We start from the raw sequence: 19,541 nt of genomic DNA on the forward strand, positions 1-19,541 counted from the left end.
CAGGAGCATGGTTTTGACGGTCTCATTGATCGGCCGCCGATACCGAAGAGTTTTCCCACCGAGACGCCGGTCGAGGTCAGGGAGCAGGTGATTGCGCTTTCCCTCGAGCATCCGGCCTGGGGACCTGGCAGCGTGTCGGATATCGGTGGCCTTTAACGGCCATTTATCGTCCACTTATCCCACCTGATGTCCTTTTCCTCTTGCTTTTTTTACAGTATTCTGGTATAAAAACTTTTTCGTGCGTCGATTTAGCCGAATTGCAGGGCGCACAACCACAACCCTGTGGTCATCATTAACTGCTAAAGAGGAGAAGAAAATGAGCCGCCTGTCTTTGAAGTTCTATAAGGATGATTGGGTCGCCCGTCCTTCCAACACCACCGCCAACGAAAATCTCATCCACTACATTGCAAACAGTGCCCGCCTGAGCGGTTATGCGACCGTCCGGGACCTGGCCAGAGCCTTTGGTTTTAAAAACCCAAACAAAGTTACGAATGCGTTGCAGATATTTTTTTCAACCAGTGAAATTCATGACTCCTATATGAAAAAGCTGGTTGAGATCCTTGACCTGGATCCTCAAAAAATCGAAGAAATCAACTCCCAGCACAGAGACGCCCTCTTCAAAGATCAAAGGCTGTTTGTGCAACATTTTGATGCCCTCTATGCCAAGGCTGATTTTATCATATCGCATGAACGGTTTCGGAATATCATTTTTTTCGGAATGAACTTTGAAAGTCTCTGGGTTGGCCGACACCGTCCTCTGAGCTTGGGCGAGCTTTTCTTTCACTGGAAAGAGAACCGCCTGGTTACGGACTCCGCCTGCTGCGGGTTGCTTTATATTTTTCAGGCCGCAGGTTCCCCCCTGTCGGGAGCAAACTCAGTGACCGGATATTGTGACTCATGCAAGCAAATAATCAGTACCAAGCTTCCGTCTTTTTCTGCAATTCTCCATCCCTTATTGAATAATCCACCTCCTTGGCCTTATGCCGTCGTTGACGATTCCATGCAAGACCTGGTTCAAGAACTTAATTTGTAGGTTTTACCTCTGATGCCGGGAGGCCCTGATTGGACAAAATGTGCCGGGATCGTGGGCAGGTACCAAGGTCCCACGGGGATAACCGTTTGACGTAGAAATGGCTACGGCACATCCAAAATCCCCCTGACGGGGGCAAGGGTCACTCAAAAAGAAAACCCTTCTTTCCGAAAGCCTGTAACTCAGAAAACAATAAACTTGAGGATGGACAGGCCGGACGATTACATCTCCGCGAATGCCGTATCCTTGAAGATGTCCAGAATCGGCTTCCCTTTTTCATTCAGGAAGTGTACAACCGCAAACGTCCGTATTCTTTACTTCGATACGGACCGCCTGCGGAATTCGAAGAGCTCCTTTTAACCAACAACCCCTGAAGGACTCTCCTGACCGGAACCGTCCAGTCTCAGGGGTGCCGTCCAGTCTCAGGGGTGCCGTCCGGTTCTTTGGTATCTCCAGCGGGGTGTTGTAGCAAAACCAGACCGTACGAGGCGTTCTGTCTTTGCGAACAGTCCAGGCGGCCCGTCGTTCCGGTCCCGATTGCCGGGGCCGCCGGAGAAAACAAATCAGGGGCACAGGGGGAACAAGCATGAACATCGGAGAATGGGTGTCGAAGCGGGGACGGCTATACCCGGAAAGGCCGTTTCTCCGGGAGGAAACCGGCCGGGATTTTGATAACGGGACGTTTGACCGGCGCGTGAACCGCATGGCCCACGCCCTGGCGGGCCTGGGCCTTTCCAAGGGTGACCGGGTCGCCGTGCTCATGACCAATTCCAGCGAATTTCTCGAGGTATTTTTCGCCTGCGCCAAGACCGGCGTGATCATGGTCCCCCTGAATTTCCGTCTGGCCACACCGGAGCTGGCCTATATCCTCCGGGACAGCGCCCCCGGAGCGCTCATTTACACGTCCGACTTCGCGCAAAAGATTGCGGCGCTCAAAAATGCGGGGCTGTCTCCGGGTCCCTGCTTCCGCCATGGGGGCGGCGATCTGCCGGAAGACCCGGTCCTGTCGGATTTGACGGCGTCTCTTCCGGAAGATGAGCCGGTTCCCGCCTCGGAAATCACCCTGGATGACCCCCTGTTCATCATGTACACCTCCGGAACGACGGGGGACCCCAAAGGCGCCGTGCTTTCCCACGGGAACATTCTGTTCGGGGCGATTCACTCCCTTATCGGCTACGGTATGGACAAAACCTTCAGGTCCCTGGTGGTGGCCCCCCTTTTTCATATCGGGGCCCTGGCCGCTTCGGCCATGCCGGTCATTTATGCCGGAGGCTCCCTGATCCTGAAGAGCTTCTACAACGCCTCGGAGGTCATGAAGCTCATCGTCCGGGAACGGGTCAATTACATGTTCGCCGTCCCCGTCATGTTTCAGCTCATGGCCCGGTCCGACGAATGGGACAGGGCCGATTTTTCGCATGTCCATTATTTCATCTCCGGCGGCGCGCCGATTCCCGGCGAGGTGATCCGCAAGTACCAGGATGAAAAGGGCGTCGGATTTGTCCAGGGCTACGGTCTCACGGAAACGGGGCGGCTGACATCGCTCGACCTGGAGGATTCCATTACAAGGGCGGGTTCCGTGGGAAAGGAAGTCTTTCACATCGACCTGCGGATCGTCGGCAACGACGGCGGGGATGTTCCGCAAGGCGAGGCGGGTGAAATTGTCGTCCGGGGCCCCAATGTGTTTCTCGGCTACTGGAACAGGGCGAAGGAAACACAGGAGGCCACGGCGGGGGGCTGGTTTCACACCGGGGACATGGGACGGCGCGATGAGGACGGTTTCGTCTATATCATCGGGCGTAAACAGGAACTGATCATCAGCTCGGGAGAAAATATCTACCCGGCGGAGGTGGAGCGCGTTGTCCAGGCTCTTCCCCAAGTCAGGGAGGCCGCCGCGGTGGGTATGCCGGACCCGGAGAAACGGGGCGAGGTTGTGGCCGTGTTTGTCACCCTCCGGGAGGGGCAAACCATCGGAGAGGAGGACCTGATCAACGCCCTCCGGGGCAGGATCGCGGATTTCAAGATTCCGAAACGCGTCTTTTTTCTGGATGACTTTCCCCGGAATGCCCCCGGCAAGATTCTCAAGAGAGATCTGAAAAAATTCTTCGAAACCGGGGGGCCGGAACGATGAGATCCCTGCCCTTCAAGGAAGAACACCGGATCTTCCGGGACAGTTTCCGGAGGTTTCTCCAAAGGGAAGTGGTTCCTCACATCGAGGCATGGGAAGAAGCCGGCATCGTTCCCCGTGACCTCTGGGAAAAAATGGGCCGAATGGGATTCCTCTGCACGGCCGTTCCGGAGAGGTACGGTGGAGCCGGAGCGGATTTTCTCCACGCCGTGATCATCATTGAAGAACTGGCCCACTGCAATTTCTCCGGTCTAGGCATCCGCCTTCACAGTGACGTGGTCACGCCGTACCTGCTCGAATACGCCACGGAAGAACAGAAACGGGAATACCTGCCCCGGTGCGTCGCCGGCGAGATCATCACGGCCATCGGCATGTCCGAGCCCGGTACGGGCAGTGATCTCGCGGCAATTCGGACGACGGCGGTCGAACAGGACAACGCGTTCATCATCCATGGACAGAAAACATTCGTCAGCAACGGCGTCAACTGCGACCTGGTCGTTCTGGCCGCCCGTGACCCGAAGGAACCGGCCCCCCACCGGGCCATCGATCTTTACCTGGTTCAGGCGGGAACGCGGGGCTTCGAAAAGGGACGCCGCTTGAAAAAGGTCGGCTGGCATGCCCAGGACACGGCGGAACTCTTCTTTTCCGATTGCCGCGTACCCCGGGCAAACCGCCTCGGCGGCAAGGGCACGGGCTTCGCAAAATTGATGAAGCACCTTCAGCCGGAACGTCTGGTCATCGCGATCTGGGCCGTGGCCGCGGCCGAATTCATGCTGGAGGAAACCATTGCCTATGTCAAAAGGAGGGAGGTCTTCGGGAAACCCCTCGCCCGATACCAGAACACCCTGTTCGAAATCGCCGAAATGGCGACGGAAATCAGGCTGGGACGGAATCACGTCAATGCCCTGATCATGGAACACATGGCGGGGGAAAGCATCGTGATGGATGTGTCCATGGCCAAGTACTGGACGACGGAAATGGCGTTCCGCGTGGCCGATCGCTGCATGCAGCTCTTCGGCGGCTACGGTTATTGCGAGGAGTACCCTATCGCCCGGGCCTGGCGGGACATCCGGGTGAACCGCATCCTGGGGGGAACCAACGAGATCATGAAACTGGTCATCGCGAAAAATCTGGGTTTACAGGAGGGAAAAAAGAGATGAAGCAGAGAAAGGGGCCGGGGCGCATCGTCGTGCTCATTTTGCTGACCCTGAGCCTTGCGGTCATAACGAGTCCGGGCCGGGCCGAATATCCGGAACGGCCGGTGACCCTTCTGGTGGGTTTCGCCCCCGGCGGTTCCCTCGATCTCAGCGCCCGCGCCCTGGCGGCATCGGCGGAAAAGATCCTGGGACAGCCGGTGATCATCGAAAACAAAACCGGCGGAACGGGAACGGTGGCCCTGGCGTCCCTGCTTTCACAAAAGCCCAACGGTTACACCCTGTGCGCGACCCCCAGCTCGGTCCTGAGCCGGGTCTCACAGATACAGCGTGTTCCCTTCAGACCCCTGGCAAGCTTCAGGCCCGTCATCGGCTACGCCGCGCCGCAACTGGGCATTGCCGTCAGAGATGACGCGCCCTGGAAAAACCTCCGGGACCTGATCGACGAGGCAGGGAAAGCCCCCGCAAAAATCAGGTACGCCACGACCGGTGTCGGCAGCACGACCCATGCCGCCGTGGAGGAAATCGCCGCCCGGGCCGGGGTTCAGATGATCCACGTGCCCTACAAGGGAAGCAACGAAGCCATGACGGCCCTCCTTGGGCGCCATGTCGAGTTCGCCTCTCTGACCTCCGAATTCGTGCCGGCGGTCAGGGCAGGTCAGTTACGCCTGCTGGCGACAATGGGTGAGGAAAGATCCCCCACCTTTCGTGAGGTGCCCACCATGAAGGAATCCGGTTATGATTTTGTCACCGACGCGGTGTACGGCATCGTCGCCCCGGCGGGTCTTCCTCCGGGCATCGCCGAAAAACTGGAACAGGCCTTCACGAAAGCGGCGGAGGACAGGCGGTACCTGGAAACCATCAGAAAAATGGACCTGGTCCCGACCCGCTACGACAGTAAAAAATTCGATCTTTTTCTGAGAACCAACTGGAAAACAATCAACCGTCACCTGGTCGGCTCGGGGCTGATCAGGGAAGCGGCGACCCGGCCGGAATAACCGGCTCAACCTGAAACCCCAAACCGATCGGCAGAAAATGGACAAAAAAGAACTTGTCAGCGCCGCCCTCTGGTTGTGCGCCGCCTTGGCCGTCATGGCCGCCTCCCTGCACCTCGGTCTGGGGGTTCTCCGTCATCCGGGGCCGGGGTTCCTCCCTTTCTGGTCCGCCCTTTTGCTGGCCCTCCTGAGCGGTGTCCATATGTGGCGCCACCGGAGGGCTCGGGAAAAAGAACGTCCCCCCGCCGGGGCATGGGTGAACCCACCTGGGCCGGCCGCGGCCTGGACGACAGCCGTCCTGATCCTTTATGCCCTGGCCCTTCCGCAACTGGGCTACCTTCCCGCCACCTTCGGCCTGATGGTCGCCCTGTTTTCCATGGGCAAGCTGAAACTTCGGACCGCCGTTTCCGGAGCCGTTCTCGCTTCCGTTCTGACCTTCATCCTTTTTGATCTGTTCCTGAGAGTGCCCTTCCCCCGGGGTCTTTTCGCTTTCTGACTGTTCGCCCATGGACCTGATATTAAACAATATTCACGGCGTGTTTCAGGGTTTCGCCGTCGCGTTGCAACCGGAACATCTCTTTTTCATCTTCACCGGCTGTTTTCTGGGGACCCTGGTCGGCGTTCTTCCCGGTATCGGGCCGGTGGGCGCCATTTCGATCGTGTTGCCCATCACCTTTCAGATGTCGCCCACCGCCGCGGTCATCATGCTGGCCGGAATCTATTACGGAGTCATGTACGGGGGGTCGACCACCTCCATCCTGCTCAACGTGCCTGGTGAAGCCGCCTCGGTCGTGACCTGCCTGGACGGCTATCAGATGGCCCGCCAAGGCCGCGCGGGACCGGCCCTGAGCATGGCCGCCGTGGGTTCGTTCCTTGCGGGCACCCTGGGCCTGGTCGGCCTGCAGTTGATCGCGGCGCCGCTGGCCGATGTCGCTTTGAAATTCGGACCGCCTGAATATTTCGCGATCATTCTGGTCGGATTCATCTTCATCGTCCGCCTGACGGGGGGCCCGGTCATCAAGAGCGCCATGATGGCCTGTCTGGGCCTGATCCTGAGCCAGGTCGGCCTCGACCCCGTCACCTCGGAACAGCGGATGACCTTCGGCCTGCTGCACCTGTTCGAGGGAATCGGCATCGCCCCCCTGGCGATGGGACTCTTCGGTGTCGCCGAGGTCTTTGCCAATCTGGAAGCACACCAACACATGGAAACCCTGAGGGTGAGAATCAGAACGCTGATCCCTTCCCGCCGGGACTGGCTCAGGGCTCGATGGGCCATGCTGCGGGGGACGATGGTCGGTTTTTTCATGGGCATTCTTCCCGGGGGAGGCCCGGTCCTATCCACCTTTATCGCCTACGGCCTGGAGAAGCGGATCGCTAAAAACCCGGATCGTTTCGGAAAAGGAGCGATCGAGGGGGTTGCCGCACCGGAAGCAGCCAACAACGCCGCCGCATCGACATCCTTCATTCCCCTGATGACCCTCGGCATACCGCCCAACGTGGTGCTGGCGATCCTGTTCGGGGCGTTTCTTATCCACGGCGTTACGCCGGGGCCTCTGCTTCTGCGACAAAATCCGGACATGTTCTGGGGAATCATCGGGAGCATGTACATCGGCAACGTGATCCTCCTGGTCCTGAACCTGCCCCTGATTCCCCTTTGGGTTCAGGTGCTGAAAATCCCCAAAAAGGTTCTCTACCCCCTGATTCTTTTGTTCTGCGTCATCGGGGCGTACAGCGTCAACAACAGCGTGTTCGACATATATGTCATGATCTTTTTCGGCCTCTTCGGCTGCCTGCTCCGAAAATACGGCTATGAGGGGGCCCCTCTGGTTCTGGCCTTCGTCCTCGGCCCCCTGTTCGAGGTGAATCTCAGGCGGTCCCTTTTGATGTCCGGGGGCAGTTTCACCATTTTCTTCACGCGCCCCATCGCACTGGCGATCCTGATTGCGGCTTTCGCCCTTCTCATGATACCCGCCTGTCAGGCCTATCGAAAACATTTCCCAGGAAGGGGCCGCCCGTCCTGATCACGCCGGATGACCTCTTCCGTCTTTTCCCGGTCCTCCACGCCATTGTCAGCACCCCTTCCCTTCATGCCGTCTGTACGCGGAGAAATACGGGCCGGGAAACTCTTCTTGACATCGGGCGGCACATCGTTATGATGATGGCTCCGGCATATTGAGGCGCCAATCCATCATGGAAACTAAAAAACAAACAAAGATCAACTCCAAACTGCCCCTCACACAGTGGAGAATTTTCGATCAACACAGACAGGAAAAGAACCTTCTCGCCCGCGAACTTGACCTGCATCCCCTGCTCTCCCGAATTCTGGTCAACAGAGACATCACCACCATCGAAGAGGCCAGGAAATTCCTTCGTCCGGCCCTTGGGGATCTGCATAACCCCTTTTTGATGAAGGACATGAAAAAAGGGGTCCGGCGTCTCATCAAAGCCATGCACCAGGGACAGAAAATCATGGTTTACGGTGACTATGACGCCGATGGGATCACCTCGGTGGTATTGCTGGTCAAGTTTCTCCGAAATATCGGTCAGGAGGTGGATTACTATATTCCAGGACGGGTGGACGAGGGGTATGGGCTGAATCAAAGCGCCATCGACCGGATGCGGGACGACGGGGTAAACCTGATCGTCACGGTGGACTGCGGCATCTCTGAAAACGATCATATCGCCTATGCGAAAACCAAGGGGATCGACACGATCATTCTCGATCATCACGAAATACCGGATTCCCTTCCCCCTGCCACGGCAACGATCAACCCCAAACAGGCGGACTGCCAGTTCCCCTTCAAACATCTTTCCGCCGTCGGGATCGTTTTCAATTTTCTTATTGCCCTGCGGGGAGAGCTGCGCAAGGAAGGTTTCTGGAGCAGCCGGCCCTATCCAAATCTGAAGGAGTACCTCGACATCGTCGCCCTGGGAACAATCGGCGATATTTCCCCCCTGACCGATGAAAATCGGATTTTCGCAAAATTCGGACTGGATCTGATGACGGAAACACCGAGGATCGGCATTCAGGCCCTGAAAAGGGTCTGCGGACTGGACAACCAGGTCATTGATTCGGGAAAAGCGTCGTTCACCCTGATTCCGCGCATCAACGCGGCCGGGCGGGTCGCCTCGGCGAGCGACGCCGTGCAGTTGCTCCTCACGGAAGACATGACCGAAGCCAGGGAGATTGCCCAGAAGCTCGACGGGTTCAACCAGAAAAGACGATCGATGGAGAAGGACATTTTCGAAGAAATCATTGGAATGGTGAACGCGCGAAGCGAGGCGGACCCAAAAAACTCCATCGTTTTCGCATCGGAAAAATGGCATCCCGGGGTGATCGGTATCGTCGCTTCGAAACTGGTGGACCGGTTCTGCCGGCCCGCTATCGTAATCAGCCTGAGGGACGGCATCGGCAAGGGGTCAGGGCGAAGCATCTCCCATTTCAACATTTACCGGGGACTCAAGAAATGCGAGGCCTTTTTGTTGTCCTATGGAGGCCATCGTTTCGCCGCAGGCATTTCCATCCGCGAAGAGGATGTGGACGATTTTGGACGGACCTTCGATGAGATCATCCGCGTGGAAATGGACGAGGCGGAGTTCGTTTCGGAAACCCTGATCGACAGCCAATGCGACCTGTCGGACGTCGATCATGATTTTTTGCAGGAGCTGGACCAACTCGCCCCCTACGGCAGCAGGAACCCGGAACCGATCCTGTGCGTTCGCAACGCCTCAATCAGCGACCCCACCGTGGTCGGGAACAACCATCTGCGGATGCGCATCAACAAAAACGGCACAACACGAAACTCCATATGGTTCAGCAAGGGGCACCTGATACCGAATCTGACAGACCAGCCCCTCGATATTGCCTTCACACCGCAGATCAGTCACTGGCACGGAACAGCCAACATCCAGCTGAAGCTCGTCGATGTTTGCATGCCCGGAGGGGCGGTCGCACCTCAATAGAGAGGCCCGTTCGCCCATTGCGGGTTCACAGACCATACCCGGAGATTTTTTTAACACGAACAACTGAATACATCACGGAGGGGCCTCTATGGCTGAAAAGCGGGGGGCATTTCTCCGTCCTTCCTTGTTTCATCGAGAATAACCACGGTTTGGGCCAGTTTGTCGTGAAATCCCTGTTTTTTCCGGTCGAAGGCGATCCAGATGAAACCGAGATAGAGCGGGAGGGAAGAAAGGAAGTAGCCGATCCAGCGGAGGAAGGCTGTCCCGAAGGTCAGGGATTCCCCGCTGTCACGGATGACCCTGAGACCAAAAATCATCTTCCCCGGGGTCTTTCCGACAAGACCGATAAAATAGGTAAAATACACCATGGACATAAACAGGTGCAGGAGATTGAAAAGGAGGGCAAACCGAAAGGCGGCGGCCAACAGCCCCCCTCCGGCGGACCTGAAAGCCTGGTGCGCCGATGTCGTGCCCAGGACGGAGGTGCCGATCAGCAAAACGACGAAGGATAAAATATAAATGATCACGTTATCGAGCGTGAAGGCGAAAAACCTTCGATAGAACCCGCCATAGATTCGTGTTGTCATGGTCGCGTTTTCCCCCTATTTTCTGGAAAAAATACCCCGTTCATACTGAAGAATGGTCAGTATCGACATAACCGCCGTTTCCACCTTCAACACCCGTTCCCCGATGCTCGCCGACAGGAACCCCGCCTCCCTCGCCTCACATACTTCCTCTCCCGAAAAACCTCCCTCCGGCCCGACGACAAAAAAGAAGTGATCCGCGCAGGGGTGATCGGCATCATGAAAAATCCGCCGGATCGTCCGTTTCGCCTCGGCTTCCCAGAAAATGACTTTGAGCGCCCCTTCTCGAGGCCGAACGAGCATATCCCTGAAAGACATAATGGGTTCGATAACCGGAATGGTGGTGCGGCCGCACTGACGGGCGGCTTCGGAGGCGATTTTCCGCCACCTCTCGACCCTCTGATAAACGGCATCCGGGGAGAGGCGGACGATGGATCTTGACGAAACAAAGGGGATAAAACTGTTCACACCCAGCTCAACGGAACGCTGGACGATGAAATCCAGCTTACCCGCCTTCAGGAGCGATTGAGCAAGGGTCAGGCGGATGGGAGGCTCCTGAACGGGGGTCTTCTCCAGAATTTCGATGGAAACGCCCTGCATTCCGATAGTGCGAATGACGGCGCGGTATTCGAAACCGAGGCCATCGATCAGTTCGAGGGGATCGCCCTGGCGCATCCGAAGCACCCGCTGGGCGTAATGAATGTTGTCCCCCTCCAGGGAGACAACCTGGCCGGACACCATGGGCGCAGGGTTATAAAACCGGGGAACGGTCAAGGACACCCTTCCTCTTTCTTCAGAACATAGCAGAGCCACTCCTTTTCCGTCAGAAGGCGATGGAGAACGAGGGACCCGGTAAGGAAACTCTTCTCGATCATGTCCCGGTTTTCCACGATGATGCCGGAAATGATCAGATAACCCCGGGGTCGGAGAAGCGCGACAAGGGTCGGTTTCAATTTCGTGTGGATCTTCTCCGTCAGGTTCGCAACGATGAGGTCGAAGGAATCCTTCAGAGAGGCCACGTCGCGGTTGACGGCCTTGACACGGTCCGCCACGTCATTCATCTGAATATTCTCGCGGGCGATGCCGACGGCCTTCCTGTCCACATCCAGACAGAGAACCTTTTCCGCGCCCAGCTTCGCGCAGGTGATGCCGAGGATGCCCGTTCCCGTCCCAACGTCCAGAACTTCCCGGGCGGTGGTCTCCCGGTCTTTGGCGATCACCTCTTCCAGCGCTTCCAGGCACATCCGTGTCGAGGCGTGCTGTCCCGTTCCGAAAGCCATGCCCGGATCGATTTCAATGACCGTATCGCCCCCCTGGGGCGTGTAACGTTCCCAGGTCGGCTTGATGACGATACCGCGGCCGACACGGAGAGGCTTGAAGTACTTTTTCCACTGCTCCCCCCAATCCGGATCTTCGATGGTGTCCCTCAAAAACCTGATTTTCTCAAGGGCAGGGAAAAGATCGGCCAGGCTCTCGATGTACTTTTCCAGCCGGAGGATGCGGTTCTCGAGGTGTGAATCGAAGGGTAGATAGGCATACACGACCCCGTTCCCCGCCGGCTCAGGCAGATCGTTGGGTGTCCAGGGTTCCAGGGTTTCCTCGTAGACACCCTGGGCGCCGATTTCGATCATGAAGTTGGATATCGCCTCCCGGAGCGCTTCCGGAACGGACAACGCAAGCTTCAGCCATCTCTGTTTCCTCTCCTTGTCCTTTCCCGCCATTTTCGCCCTCCCCTTTCCGCCTGAATCGCAAACCCGTCAGGATCTCCTTCCTGGATAACGTCAACATTTGTTCCATTTTATAACCCTTTTCCCTTGATATTTCAAGCAGCTTGAATTTAATAGGGCTTCGTGTTAGCGTTTCCCGGCTCTACGGTGAATACCACCGTTATTTGGCGGGGTTTATACCGAAAGGTTGAGCCCGGCCGGGAAGAGACAGAGGGTTGCCGTATTGAAATATTACCCTGTTTTTCTTGATATTTCCGATAGACAATGTGCCGTCGTGGGCGGGGGTGAGGTCGCCTTCCGCAAGGTCCGGCGCCTGCTGCAATGCGGTGCCCGGGTCAAGGTCATTTCCGCAAAGCTTTCGCCGGAAATGGAGGCGTTGAAAAACCGCAACGAGATCGTGCATATCAACGGCCGATACAAAGCGGATCACATCGCCGACGCGTTTATCGTCATCGGGGCCACGAACAGCCGGACGGTAAACAACCGGATTTTCCGGGACGCGCGTGCCGGGAAGGTCCTGGTCAATATCGTCGATGAACCGGAACGGTGTGACTTCATCTTGCCCTCCGTGGTCGAGAGGGGCGATCTGGCCATGGCGATTTCGACAGGCGGAAAAAGCCCGGCCCTAGCCAGACACCTGCGGCAGGAACTGGAAGAGGTCTACGGAGAGGAGTACGAAATCTATCTCGATATTCTAGGCCAAACCAGGGCAATCGTTCTGGCCCGGAGGCAGCCTTCCGATGAAAACAGGAAAATTTTCGAGGCTTTAATCCACTCCGACCTGCTGAAGCGCATCCGGGAAAGGGACTGGGACGCGGTGAAGGAACTCGTCCGTGAAATCATTGACGAACCAATCGAGGTCAATCTGTCGTAATGGAAAAACTTCTCCTCGAAATGGCCTTGATCAGCTATTTCATCAGCACAACAGGTTATGTGGGATCGCTCATCATCCAGAGGATTTTCCTGGCTAAGATCGCGACCTGGCTTCTGGCCGTTGCCTTTTGCTTCCACACGGCAACACTGTTCAGTCAGTATTTTGTGACAGGCCAGGGTTCGGTTACGAGTCTTTACGGATGGGCCTCCCTGTTCGCCTGGGCCATTGCCGGCCCCTATCTTTTTTTCCAGATCCGGACCAAAACAAGAATTCTCGGGGCCATCGTCTCACCTCTGACATGCCTTCTGGTGCTGGCGGCTTCGCAGTTGATGCACGGCGGAGTGCTTCTTCCGGAAAACCTGAAGGGTCCGCTGGTCATGATTCACGTCATTCTTTCCGTTACGGGAGAGGCCCTGTTTGTACTCGTCGCCCTGGCAGGCATGCTGTATCTCATCCAGGACCGTCAAATCAAGAACAGACGCCTCGGCGCTGTGACACGGATCCTTCCACCGCTGAAGGACCTGGACCGGATCAACCACTACGGCCTTCTCCTCGGTTTCCCCGTTCTGACTTTCGGTCTCCTGTCGGGAGCGGCCTGGGCCGGAGAGGTCTGGGGGAGCCACTGGCAATGGGACCCGAAGTTAATCTGGGCGCTTCTGTTCTGGCTCTGTTTCGCTTTCATACTGCATCAGCGTCTGGCCATCGGCTGGAGCGGGCATAAAGCGGCACTCCTTTCCGTCACGTTCCTGCTGGGTCTTCTTGCGTCACTGACTTTTATAACACTCGGTTTTTCCACAATACATTCATTTCGCTGAAGACATGAACATCATTCTTTTTGGCCTCAATCATAAAACCGCCCCCCTGGAGATACGCGAAAAACTGTCCTGCGTCCCTTCAGAAGGGTCACATCCCCTGCCCGAGATCATGCGGATAGAAGGGATCCGGGAGGCCCTTTACCTGTCCACCTGCAACCGGACGGAGATCTTCTTCCGTGCGGAGGGATCGACGGAAGAAACCCTGGGCCATTTAAAGGAATTGGTCCGGAAACGCGGCGGCTTTGCCGCGGAAGAGATCGACCGGTATTTCTACCTCCATTTTGACGAACAGGCCCTCCGGCATCTGTTTCGTGTCGCTTCAAGCCTTGATTCCATGGTTATGGGAGAACCGCAGATTCTGGGCCAGGTCAAGGAATCGTACAGGGAAGCCGTCCATAACGAGGCGACGGGCATACTGTTGAACAAGATCTTGCACCACACCTTCCGAGTCGCCAAAAGGGTGCGGACGGAAACGGGTATTGCCTCTCATGCCGTTTCCGTGAGTTTCGCCGCCGTCGCTCTGGCCAAGAAAATCTTCGGAACCCTGGCCGGGAAAACGGTCATCCTCATCGGCGCCGGCGAGATGGCGGAACTGGCGGCTCGCCACCTGATGCAACACGGGGCCGGCCGGATTCTGGTCGCCAACCGGTCTCTTGCCCGGTCGATGCAACTGGCGGAGCTATTCAAAGGCGACGCCGTCCCATTCGACGATCTCGCAACGTATCTTCAGGAAACGGATATCGTGATCACTTCCACGGGGGCCCCGACCTATATCGTCTCCAGAGAGATGCTGGCTTCGGCCCTGCATCGTCGCAAAAACCGTCTCCTGTTTCTCATCGATATTGCCGTCCCCCGGGATATCGATCCCGCTGCGGGGCGATTGGATAACGTATACCTCTACAACATCGATGATCTCCAGGATATTGTAGACGAAAACCGTAACATCCGTCAGAAGGAAATGGAGAGGGCGGAAGAAATCGTGACGGAAGAGATCGGGCGTTACAGAAATTGGTACAACACGCTGGAAGTGGTTCCAACCATCGTTTCACTCAAAGAAAAAACGGCTGGGATCATTCGGGGTGAACTCGAAAAATCCTCGCCGTGGATGCATAACCTCACGGAAGAGGATCGGGCCCATATTGAGGGTCTTTTATCATCCGTGGTGAACAAGATCCTTCATGACCCGATTGTCGGCTTGAAGGACAAGACCACCGACCACAGCGCAAAACCCTATATCGCGGCTGTCAGACATTTATTCAATCTGGAGGAGGATGGACCATCAGAAACACGATCAGAATAGGCACACGAGGCAGCAGGCTTGCCCTGACCCAGTCCGGATGGGTGGCTGACCGGATCAGAGACCAATATCCGGGGACCCTGGTGGAGCTAAGGGTTATCAAAACGCGTGGTGACGTCATCCAGGACGTGGCCCTCGCCAAGATCGGCGGAAAGGGGCTTTTCGTGAAGGAAATCGAGGAGGCGCTTCTGAAAGGCGATGTGGACCTCGCCGTCCACAGCATGAAGGATGTCCCCGTCGAACTCCCGGAGGGGCTGGAAATCAGCCTCACCCCTCCCCGGGAGGATCCCCGGGATGTCCTGATTTCGCGGAATGGCCTGAAGATGGAGGCCATGCCGTCGGGATCACGTATCGGGACAGGTTCGTTGCGCCGCCGTATCCAGATGTTGAACGCCATGGGCCATCTTGAACTGGTGCCGATCCGGGGCAATCTGGATACGAGGCTCAGAAAGGTGTCCGAGGGTCTGCTGGACGGTGTGATCGTCGCGGCGGCGGGCATGAAGCGGATGGGATGGGAGGACCGGATTTCCCAGTTCCTTTCCCCCGGGACAATGCTCCCCGCCGCATGCCAGGGCATTTTGGGGATCGAAACACGACAGGGCGACCCCCTGCGTGACGATCTTGCCTTTCTTCACGACTCCGAAACATGGACGGACATGTCGGGAGAGAGGGCGTTTCTGACCAGGCTGGGCGGGGGATGCCAGTCACCGGTCGCCGCTTTCGGGGAAAAAGAGGGGGATGCGTACCGTATCACCGGGCTGGTGGCTTCACTGGACGGCAAAAGGGTTGTGCGGAAAGGATTATCCGGCCCAGCCGGGCAAGCGGCGGAACTGGGGGACAGGCTTGCCGGGGAAATTCTTGAGAAAGGCGGTCGGGAAATTCTTGCGGCCATATATGCCTCGACGCCGTAAGTTTGCGAACCTGAGACGGGGAAAACATTTCAAATCTCATTGGAACGGAGAAGAATCTTGAAAAAAGGCAGAGTCTATCTCATCGGTGCGGGACCAGGCGACCCGGGGCTGATCACCCTGAAGGCTGTTCAGTGTCTGAAACGGGCCGACACGGTCATCTACGATCATTTGGTCAGCAGGGAGATTCTCTCCCACGCAGAAAGGGCTGTCCGCATGATCTACGCCGGAAAGGAGGGCGGCCGGCATACCCTTACGCAGGAGCAGATCAACCGTTGTCTGATCGACGAGGCCGAGAAGGGGCTCATCGTAGCCCGTCTGAAGGGGGGGGACCCCTTTATTTTCGGAAGGGGCGGGGAAGAGGCGGAAATTTTGGCCGAACGGGGCATCCCTTTCGAAGTCGTGCCGGGTGTTACATCCGCCGTCGCCGTTCCGGCCTATGCGGGCATTCCTCTGACGCACCGCGCCCATGCCGCGACCGTCGCATTCATCACGGGTCATGAGGACCCTGCAAAACCCGAGAGTCGTATCGACTGGAAAAGCCTGACAGGAATCGGGACCCTCGTCTTTCTCATGGGTGTCAAAAATCTTCCCAACATCACTTCCAATCTGCTGGCGGCGGGAAAAGAACCGGAAACGCCGGCGGCACTCATCCGCTGGGGAACGACGGGGGATCAGGAAACCCTGGTTGGCGATCTTGTCAACATCGCGCAACAGGCGAAAGACAGGGGCTTCAAGCCCCCTTCTGTTCTCGTTGTGGGCGGGGTTGTGTCTCTGCGCCCGATGTTGAACTGGTTTGAAACGCGTCCGCTTTTCGGTCGAGGGATCGTCATTACCCGGCCGGAAGCCCAGGCGGAGGAATTTCTCGCCCTGCTCCGCGCGGAAGGGGCACAGCCCCATCTTTTCCCGACGATCAGAATCGTCCCGCCGGAAAGCTTCCAGAAGCTGGATCGGGCCATCGAAAACATCGACACCTACCAATGGCTCATTTTCACCAGCGCCAACGCGGTGCGGTTTTTCTTTCAGCGTCTTCAGACATTGGAAAGGGGCCTGAATGATCTCGGGAATGTCCGTATCTGTGCCATCGGCCCCATCACGGCAGGGGAAGTGGAAAAGCGCGGACCGGCCGTCCATCTCGTCCCCCCTGTCTTTACCTCTGAGGGTGTTCTCGAAATCCTTGAAAAGGAGGACCTGGCCGGGAAAAGAATTCTCATTCCCCGGGCGGAGAAGGCCCGGGACATCCTGCCTTCGGGGCTGGTTCGGGCGGGCGCCGAGGTTGACTGTATAACGGCCTATCGGACGGTGTCGTCAGGCAGGAAAAAATCCGACCTCGACAGGTTAATCAGGGAAGGCCGGGTCGATGTGATCACCTTTACAAGTCCTTCAACGGTGGCTCATTTCATGGACATCATGGGCGCATCCTATCCGCTTCCCCCGGCGGTGAAAATTGCCTGCATTGGTCCGGTAACCGCGGATGCGGCCAGGAAGGCGGGACTCGCCGTGGATATTCTCCAGGAACGGTATACGGTGCCGGCTCTGGTGGAAAGACTCGTGGAATACTTCTCAAGGGAAAAATCCCCGGCATGAAGGACAGACCTGTCGAAAGCCCGCAATAGGGCCGCCCTACCCTTCCGGGCTGAAGTCTTTTTTTGGGGCGCCGCAGATCGGGCAGGTCCAGGTGTCGGGTATCGCTTCGAAGCTTGTGCCGGCCTCGACACCATTATCGGGATCGCCTTTGACGGGGTCATAAACATAACCGCAGACATTGCAGACGAAACGAACCCGGTCTTGCGCAGGGGCGGACACCTCTTCCTGCACATAGGTAGGCGCCGTTTTGGGCGATTTCCCCCCCTTGACCTCATGGTAATACGCATAGGTCATGGGTTCCGCGTCAGAAAAAACCTCACAATCGACAATCTCACCCAGAAAAATCGTATGGGTTCCGCAATCCATTTCATTGACCACCTTCGCCTCAATGCAGGACACGGTCTCATCAAGAACGATGGGCGCCCCCGTAACGCCGATCTTGTAGTTGATCTTTTCGAATTTATTCACATCGCGGCCGCTCTTGAAACCGAACTGACCGATCAGGGTCATGGGCGCCGTTTTGGCCAGAATGGATATCGAGAAAAGCCTGCTCGAGACAATGTATTCATGGGTGAGGTTCAATTTGTTGATGCTGATCGCGATGCTCGGCGGTTTCGAGGTGACTTGAAACACCGTGTTGGCGATCTGTCCATCGATCTTGTCTCCGGATTTTGACGAAATGATGTAGAGTCCATAGCCTATTTTTTGAAACGATTTGGTGTTCATGGTGTGTTTTCTCCTTTTTTCACAAAACTAAGCCAGATTCCCCGGATGAAAAACAAGACCAAGGCGAAGGCGCCGATGGAGAAGACGACATCAGGGACGAGTCGCGCCCAGCTCAGCATGCGGATGACCTCGCCGGTCGTGATCTCCGGGCTGCGCGCATACCAGAGTCCATACTTGACCGCAAAGTAAAGTTGATAAAAACCCGCCGGAACCAGGCTGAACACCGTCATCGATGCCAATCCCCCGTTCAATCCCCAAAAACTCCATTTCAGCATTCGATCCGACCAGGCCGCCCGGGAGAAAATATGGCGGACCGAAAAGAGCAGCAGGGAAATGGCGAGCATACCGTAGACCCCGAAAAGCGCTGTGTGCGAATGAATCGGGGTCGTGTAGATCCCCTGCGAATAGTAGAGTACGATGGGGGGGTTGATCAGAAATCCGAAGACCCCGGCGCCGACAAGATTCCAGAATGCCACCGAGATGAAGAAATAGATCGGCCACCGGTACGGAAAGGCCCTCCCTCCGGCTTCGATTACCCTCAGATTGTGGGCCGCTTCAAAACCAAGAAGGGAAAGGGGAACGACTTCCAGGGCCGAAAAAACGGCTCCCAGCGCGATAATGACCGTCGGGACTCCCGTCCAATAGAGATGGTGGAAGGTTCCGACCACACCGCTTCCCAAATAGAGAAAAATGATGAAATACACACTCTTCAGGGCAAATTCCCTGCTCACGGCCCCGATATGTGAAAGCAGGAAGGCCATCACCACCGTGGCAAAGACTTCAAAAAACCCTTCAACCCAAAGGTGAACAACCCACCATCGCCAATACTCAGCATCGGCAAGATGACTTCCCTTGCCGTACAGAAGCCCGGCCATGTAAAAAAGCGGAATGGTCACCGCGCTGTAAAGGAGGACATGGGTTAATCCACCGGCATCCCTTTCAGCTTGCAGAGCCGGTCGTATGGCCCGCCAGACGAGAATGAGCCAGATGACCATGCCGGCAATAAGCAAAAGCTGACAAACACGTCCCAGTTCAATATACTCAAAACCCTGATGTCCGAAAAGAAATCCATCTCCTCCCAGATATCCGGCAATCGACACCCAGGTTCCGGAGAGGCTCCCGACCACAACCACCACAAGGGCGACGAAGAGACCCCAGGCCCAGCGGGCCTGGCCCCTGGGTTCCCTGCCGACGAAGGGGCCGATAAACAGGCCCGTGGCAAGGAAACAGGTGGCGATGAAAAAAATGGCCAATTGGACATGCCAAGTGCGGGTCGCCACATAGGGTAAAATTTTGGCTAAGGGGATACCGAAGAATGCGTTGCCCTCGATCGTATAATGGGCCGTCAGGGATCCCAGACCGATCTGAATTACAAGAAGGACGATCGCCGTGAAAAAATAGATCAGCGTGACCTTTTGGCTGGGTGTCGGGGCAGGCTCGGCGAATTCCATCCGGAGACGGGAAGCATCATAGCCGCTTTGACCGATATAGCGCTGATAGACGAACAGGGCCGCCGCGATGCCGAAGATCAAAAGGATGACACTGACAATGGACCAGATAAGGCTGTCGGGAAGGGGTTCATTACCGACCAGGGGATCATACGGCCAGTTACTCGTGTAGGTGTGGGGCGCATCCGGCCGAAGGGTCCCCGCCGACCAGGCAAGCCAGGCGAAAAATCCCGAAATCCGCCTGCCCTGATCCTCCGTCTGAACGATACCCGGCTGCAGACTGATCCGGTCATCCCCCTCGGAAAATA

General features: G+C 56.8%; 18 protein-coding genes. 13 read left to right on the forward strand and 5 right to left on the reverse strand.

Annotation, left to right across the window (positions count from 1 at the left end):
- The 8 genes from GX147_08400 to recJ form a co-directional block, all read left to right on the forward strand.
- The coding region (locus tag GX147_08400) for a helix-turn-helix domain-containing protein (GenBank protein NLN60705.1) at positions 1-156 on the forward strand (156 nt) is incomplete at its 5' end.
- A 160-nt stretch (positions 157-316) separates the two neighbouring features.
- Positions 317-1,033, forward strand: coding sequence for a hypothetical protein (locus GX147_08405; GenBank protein ID NLN60706.1), 717 nt, complete (start codon positions 317-319; stop codon positions 1,031-1,033).
- A gap of 583 nt (positions 1,034-1,616) precedes the next feature.
- Positions 1,617-3,158 carry a long-chain fatty acid--CoA ligase gene (locus GX147_08410; protein NLN60707.1) on the forward strand — a complete coding sequence of 514 codons (1,542 nt, stop codon included), beginning with the start codon at positions 1,617-1,619 and terminating at the stop codon, positions 3,156-3,158.
- The gene (locus tag GX147_08415) at positions 3,155-4,315 is read left to right on the forward strand and encodes an acyl-CoA dehydrogenase (GenBank protein ID NLN60708.1); all 1,161 of its coding nucleotides are present in this window, start codon (positions 3,155-3,157) and stop codon (positions 4,313-4,315) included. Before GX147_08410 ends, GX147_08415 begins: the two co-directional genes overlap by 4 nt.
- Positions 4,312-5,307, forward strand: coding sequence for a tripartite tricarboxylate transporter substrate binding protein (locus GX147_08420; GenBank protein ID NLN60709.1), 996 nt, complete (start codon positions 4,312-4,314; stop codon positions 5,305-5,307). Before GX147_08415 ends, GX147_08420 begins: the two co-directional genes overlap by 4 nt.
- A gap of 37 nt (positions 5,308-5,344) precedes the next feature.
- Positions 5,345-5,800 (forward strand): tripartite tricarboxylate transporter TctB family protein, encoded by a 456-nt coding sequence (locus tag GX147_08425; GenBank protein NLN60710.1) that lies wholly within the window; start codon positions 5,345-5,347, stop codon positions 5,798-5,800.
- A gap of 10 nt (positions 5,801-5,810) precedes the next feature.
- The gene (locus tag GX147_08430; protein ID NLN60711.1) at positions 5,811-7,325 is read left to right on the forward strand and encodes a tripartite tricarboxylate transporter permease; all 1,515 of its coding nucleotides are present in this window, start codon (positions 5,811-5,813) and stop codon (positions 7,323-7,325) included.
- 169 nt (positions 7,326-7,494) lie between these two features.
- Positions 7,495-9,267 carry a single-stranded-DNA-specific exonuclease RecJ gene (gene recJ / locus GX147_08435; protein ID NLN60712.1) on the forward strand — a complete coding sequence of 591 codons (1,773 nt, stop codon included), beginning with the start codon at positions 7,495-7,497 and terminating at the stop codon, positions 9,265-9,267.
- Positions 9,268-9,353: 86 nt separating this feature from the next.
- Here recJ and GX147_08440 read toward each other — a convergent pair whose 3' ends face one another.
- The 3 genes from GX147_08440 to prmA are packed head-to-tail and all read right to left on the reverse strand — an operon-like array spanning position 9,354 to position 11,572.
- Positions 9,354-9,854: an RDD family protein gene (locus tag GX147_08440; protein ID NLN60713.1), complete on the reverse strand. Its 501-nt coding sequence runs from the start codon at positions 9,852-9,854 to the stop codon at positions 9,354-9,356.
- A 15-nt stretch (positions 9,855-9,869) separates the two neighbouring features.
- Positions 9,870-10,625 (reverse strand): 16S rRNA (uracil(1498)-N(3))-methyltransferase, encoded by a 756-nt coding sequence (locus GX147_08445; protein NLN60714.1) that lies wholly within the window; start codon positions 10,623-10,625, stop codon positions 9,870-9,872.
- Positions 10,622-11,572 carry a 50S ribosomal protein L11 methyltransferase gene (prmA, locus tag GX147_08450; GenBank protein ID NLN60715.1) on the reverse strand — a complete coding sequence of 317 codons (951 nt, stop codon included), beginning with the start codon at positions 11,570-11,572 and terminating at the stop codon, positions 10,622-10,624. Before prmA ends, GX147_08445 begins: the two co-directional genes overlap by 4 nt.
- A 229-nt stretch (positions 11,573-11,801) precedes the next feature.
- On the opposite strand from prmA, the gene GX147_08455 reads away from it, so the two are divergent.
- Genes GX147_08455 through cobA form a run of 5 tightly spaced genes read left to right on the forward strand, consistent with a single transcriptional unit; the run spans position 11,802 to position 17,059 of the window.
- A complete protein-coding gene (locus GX147_08455; protein NLN60716.1) occupies positions 11,802-12,452 on the forward strand; it encodes a bifunctional precorrin-2 dehydrogenase/sirohydrochlorin ferrochelatase in 651 nt (216 codons plus the stop codon).
- Positions 12,452-13,267 (forward strand): cytochrome c biogenesis protein CcsA, encoded by an 816-nt coding sequence (ccsA, locus tag GX147_08460; GenBank protein ID NLN60717.1) that lies wholly within the window; start codon positions 12,452-12,454, stop codon positions 13,265-13,267. Before GX147_08455 ends, ccsA begins: the two co-directional genes overlap by 1 nt.
- A gap of 4 nt (positions 13,268-13,271) precedes the next feature.
- Positions 13,272-14,567, forward strand: coding sequence for a glutamyl-tRNA reductase (locus GX147_08465; GenBank protein NLN60718.1), 1,296 nt, complete (start codon positions 13,272-13,274; stop codon positions 14,565-14,567).
- Positions 14,546-15,475, forward strand: coding sequence for a hydroxymethylbilane synthase (hemC, locus tag GX147_08470; protein ID NLN60719.1), 930 nt, complete (start codon positions 14,546-14,548; stop codon positions 15,473-15,475). Before GX147_08465 ends, hemC begins: the two co-directional genes overlap by 22 nt.
- A gap of 54 nt (positions 15,476-15,529) precedes the next feature.
- Positions 15,530-17,059: a uroporphyrinogen-III C-methyltransferase gene (gene cobA / locus GX147_08475; GenBank protein ID NLN60720.1), complete on the forward strand. Its 1,530-nt coding sequence runs from the start codon at positions 15,530-15,532 to the stop codon at positions 17,057-17,059.
- Positions 17,060-17,095: 36 nt separating this feature from the next.
- Here cobA and GX147_08480 read toward each other — a convergent pair whose 3' ends face one another.
- Complete coding sequence (locus GX147_08480; protein ID NLN60721.1) at positions 17,096-17,785, reverse strand: High molecular weight rubredoxin; 690 nt, start codon at positions 17,783-17,785, stop codon at positions 17,096-17,098.
- The coding region (locus tag GX147_08485; protein ID NLN60722.1) for a nitric-oxide reductase large subunit at positions 17,782-19,541 on the reverse strand (1,760 nt) is incomplete at its 5' end. The genes GX147_08485 and GX147_08480, both read right to left, overlap by 4 nt.

This window comes from Deltaproteobacteria bacterium (assembly GCA_012522415.1).
In the GTDB taxonomy this organism is placed as follows: Bacteria; Desulfobacterota; Syntrophia; order Syntrophales; family JAAYKM01; genus JAAYKM01.

Bases quoted from the DNA above. Each gene is read 5' to 3' on its own strand.
- GX147_08415 (NLN60708.1), top strand. From the start codon at position 3,155: ATGAGATCCCTGCCCTTCAAGGAAGAACACCGGATCTTCCGGGACAGT.
- recJ (NLN60712.1), top strand. From the start codon at position 7,495: ATGGAAACTAAAAAACAAACAAAGATCAACTCCAAACTGCCCCTCACA.
- GX147_08425 (NLN60710.1), top strand. From the start codon at position 5,345: ATGGACAAAAAAGAACTTGTCAGCGCCGCCCTCTGGTTGTGCGCCGCC.
- GX147_08430 (NLN60711.1), top strand. From the start codon at position 5,811: ATGGACCTGATATTAAACAATATTCACGGCGTGTTTCAGGGTTTCGCC.
- GX147_08480 (NLN60721.1), bottom strand. From the start codon at position 17,785: ATGAACACCAAATCGTTTCAAAAAATAGGCTATGGACTCTACATCATT.
- GX147_08410 (NLN60707.1), top strand. From the start codon at position 1,617: ATGAACATCGGAGAATGGGTGTCGAAGCGGGGACGGCTATACCCGGAA.
- GX147_08465 (NLN60718.1), top strand. From the start codon at position 13,272: ATGAACATCATTCTTTTTGGCCTCAATCATAAAACCGCCCCCCTGGAG.
- prmA (NLN60715.1), bottom strand. From the start codon at position 11,572: ATGGCGGGAAAGGACAAGGAGAGGAAACAGAGATGGCTGAAGCTTGCG.
- ccsA (NLN60717.1), top strand. From the start codon at position 12,452: ATGGAAAAACTTCTCCTCGAAATGGCCTTGATCAGCTATTTCATCAGC.
- GX147_08440 (NLN60713.1), bottom strand. From the start codon at position 9,854: ATGACAACACGAATCTATGGCGGGTTCTATCGAAGGTTTTTCGCCTTC.
- GX147_08405 (NLN60706.1), top strand. From the start codon at position 317: ATGAGCCGCCTGTCTTTGAAGTTCTATAAGGATGATTGGGTCGCCCGT.
- GX147_08420 (NLN60709.1), top strand. From the start codon at position 4,312: ATGAAGCAGAGAAAGGGGCCGGGGCGCATCGTCGTGCTCATTTTGCTG.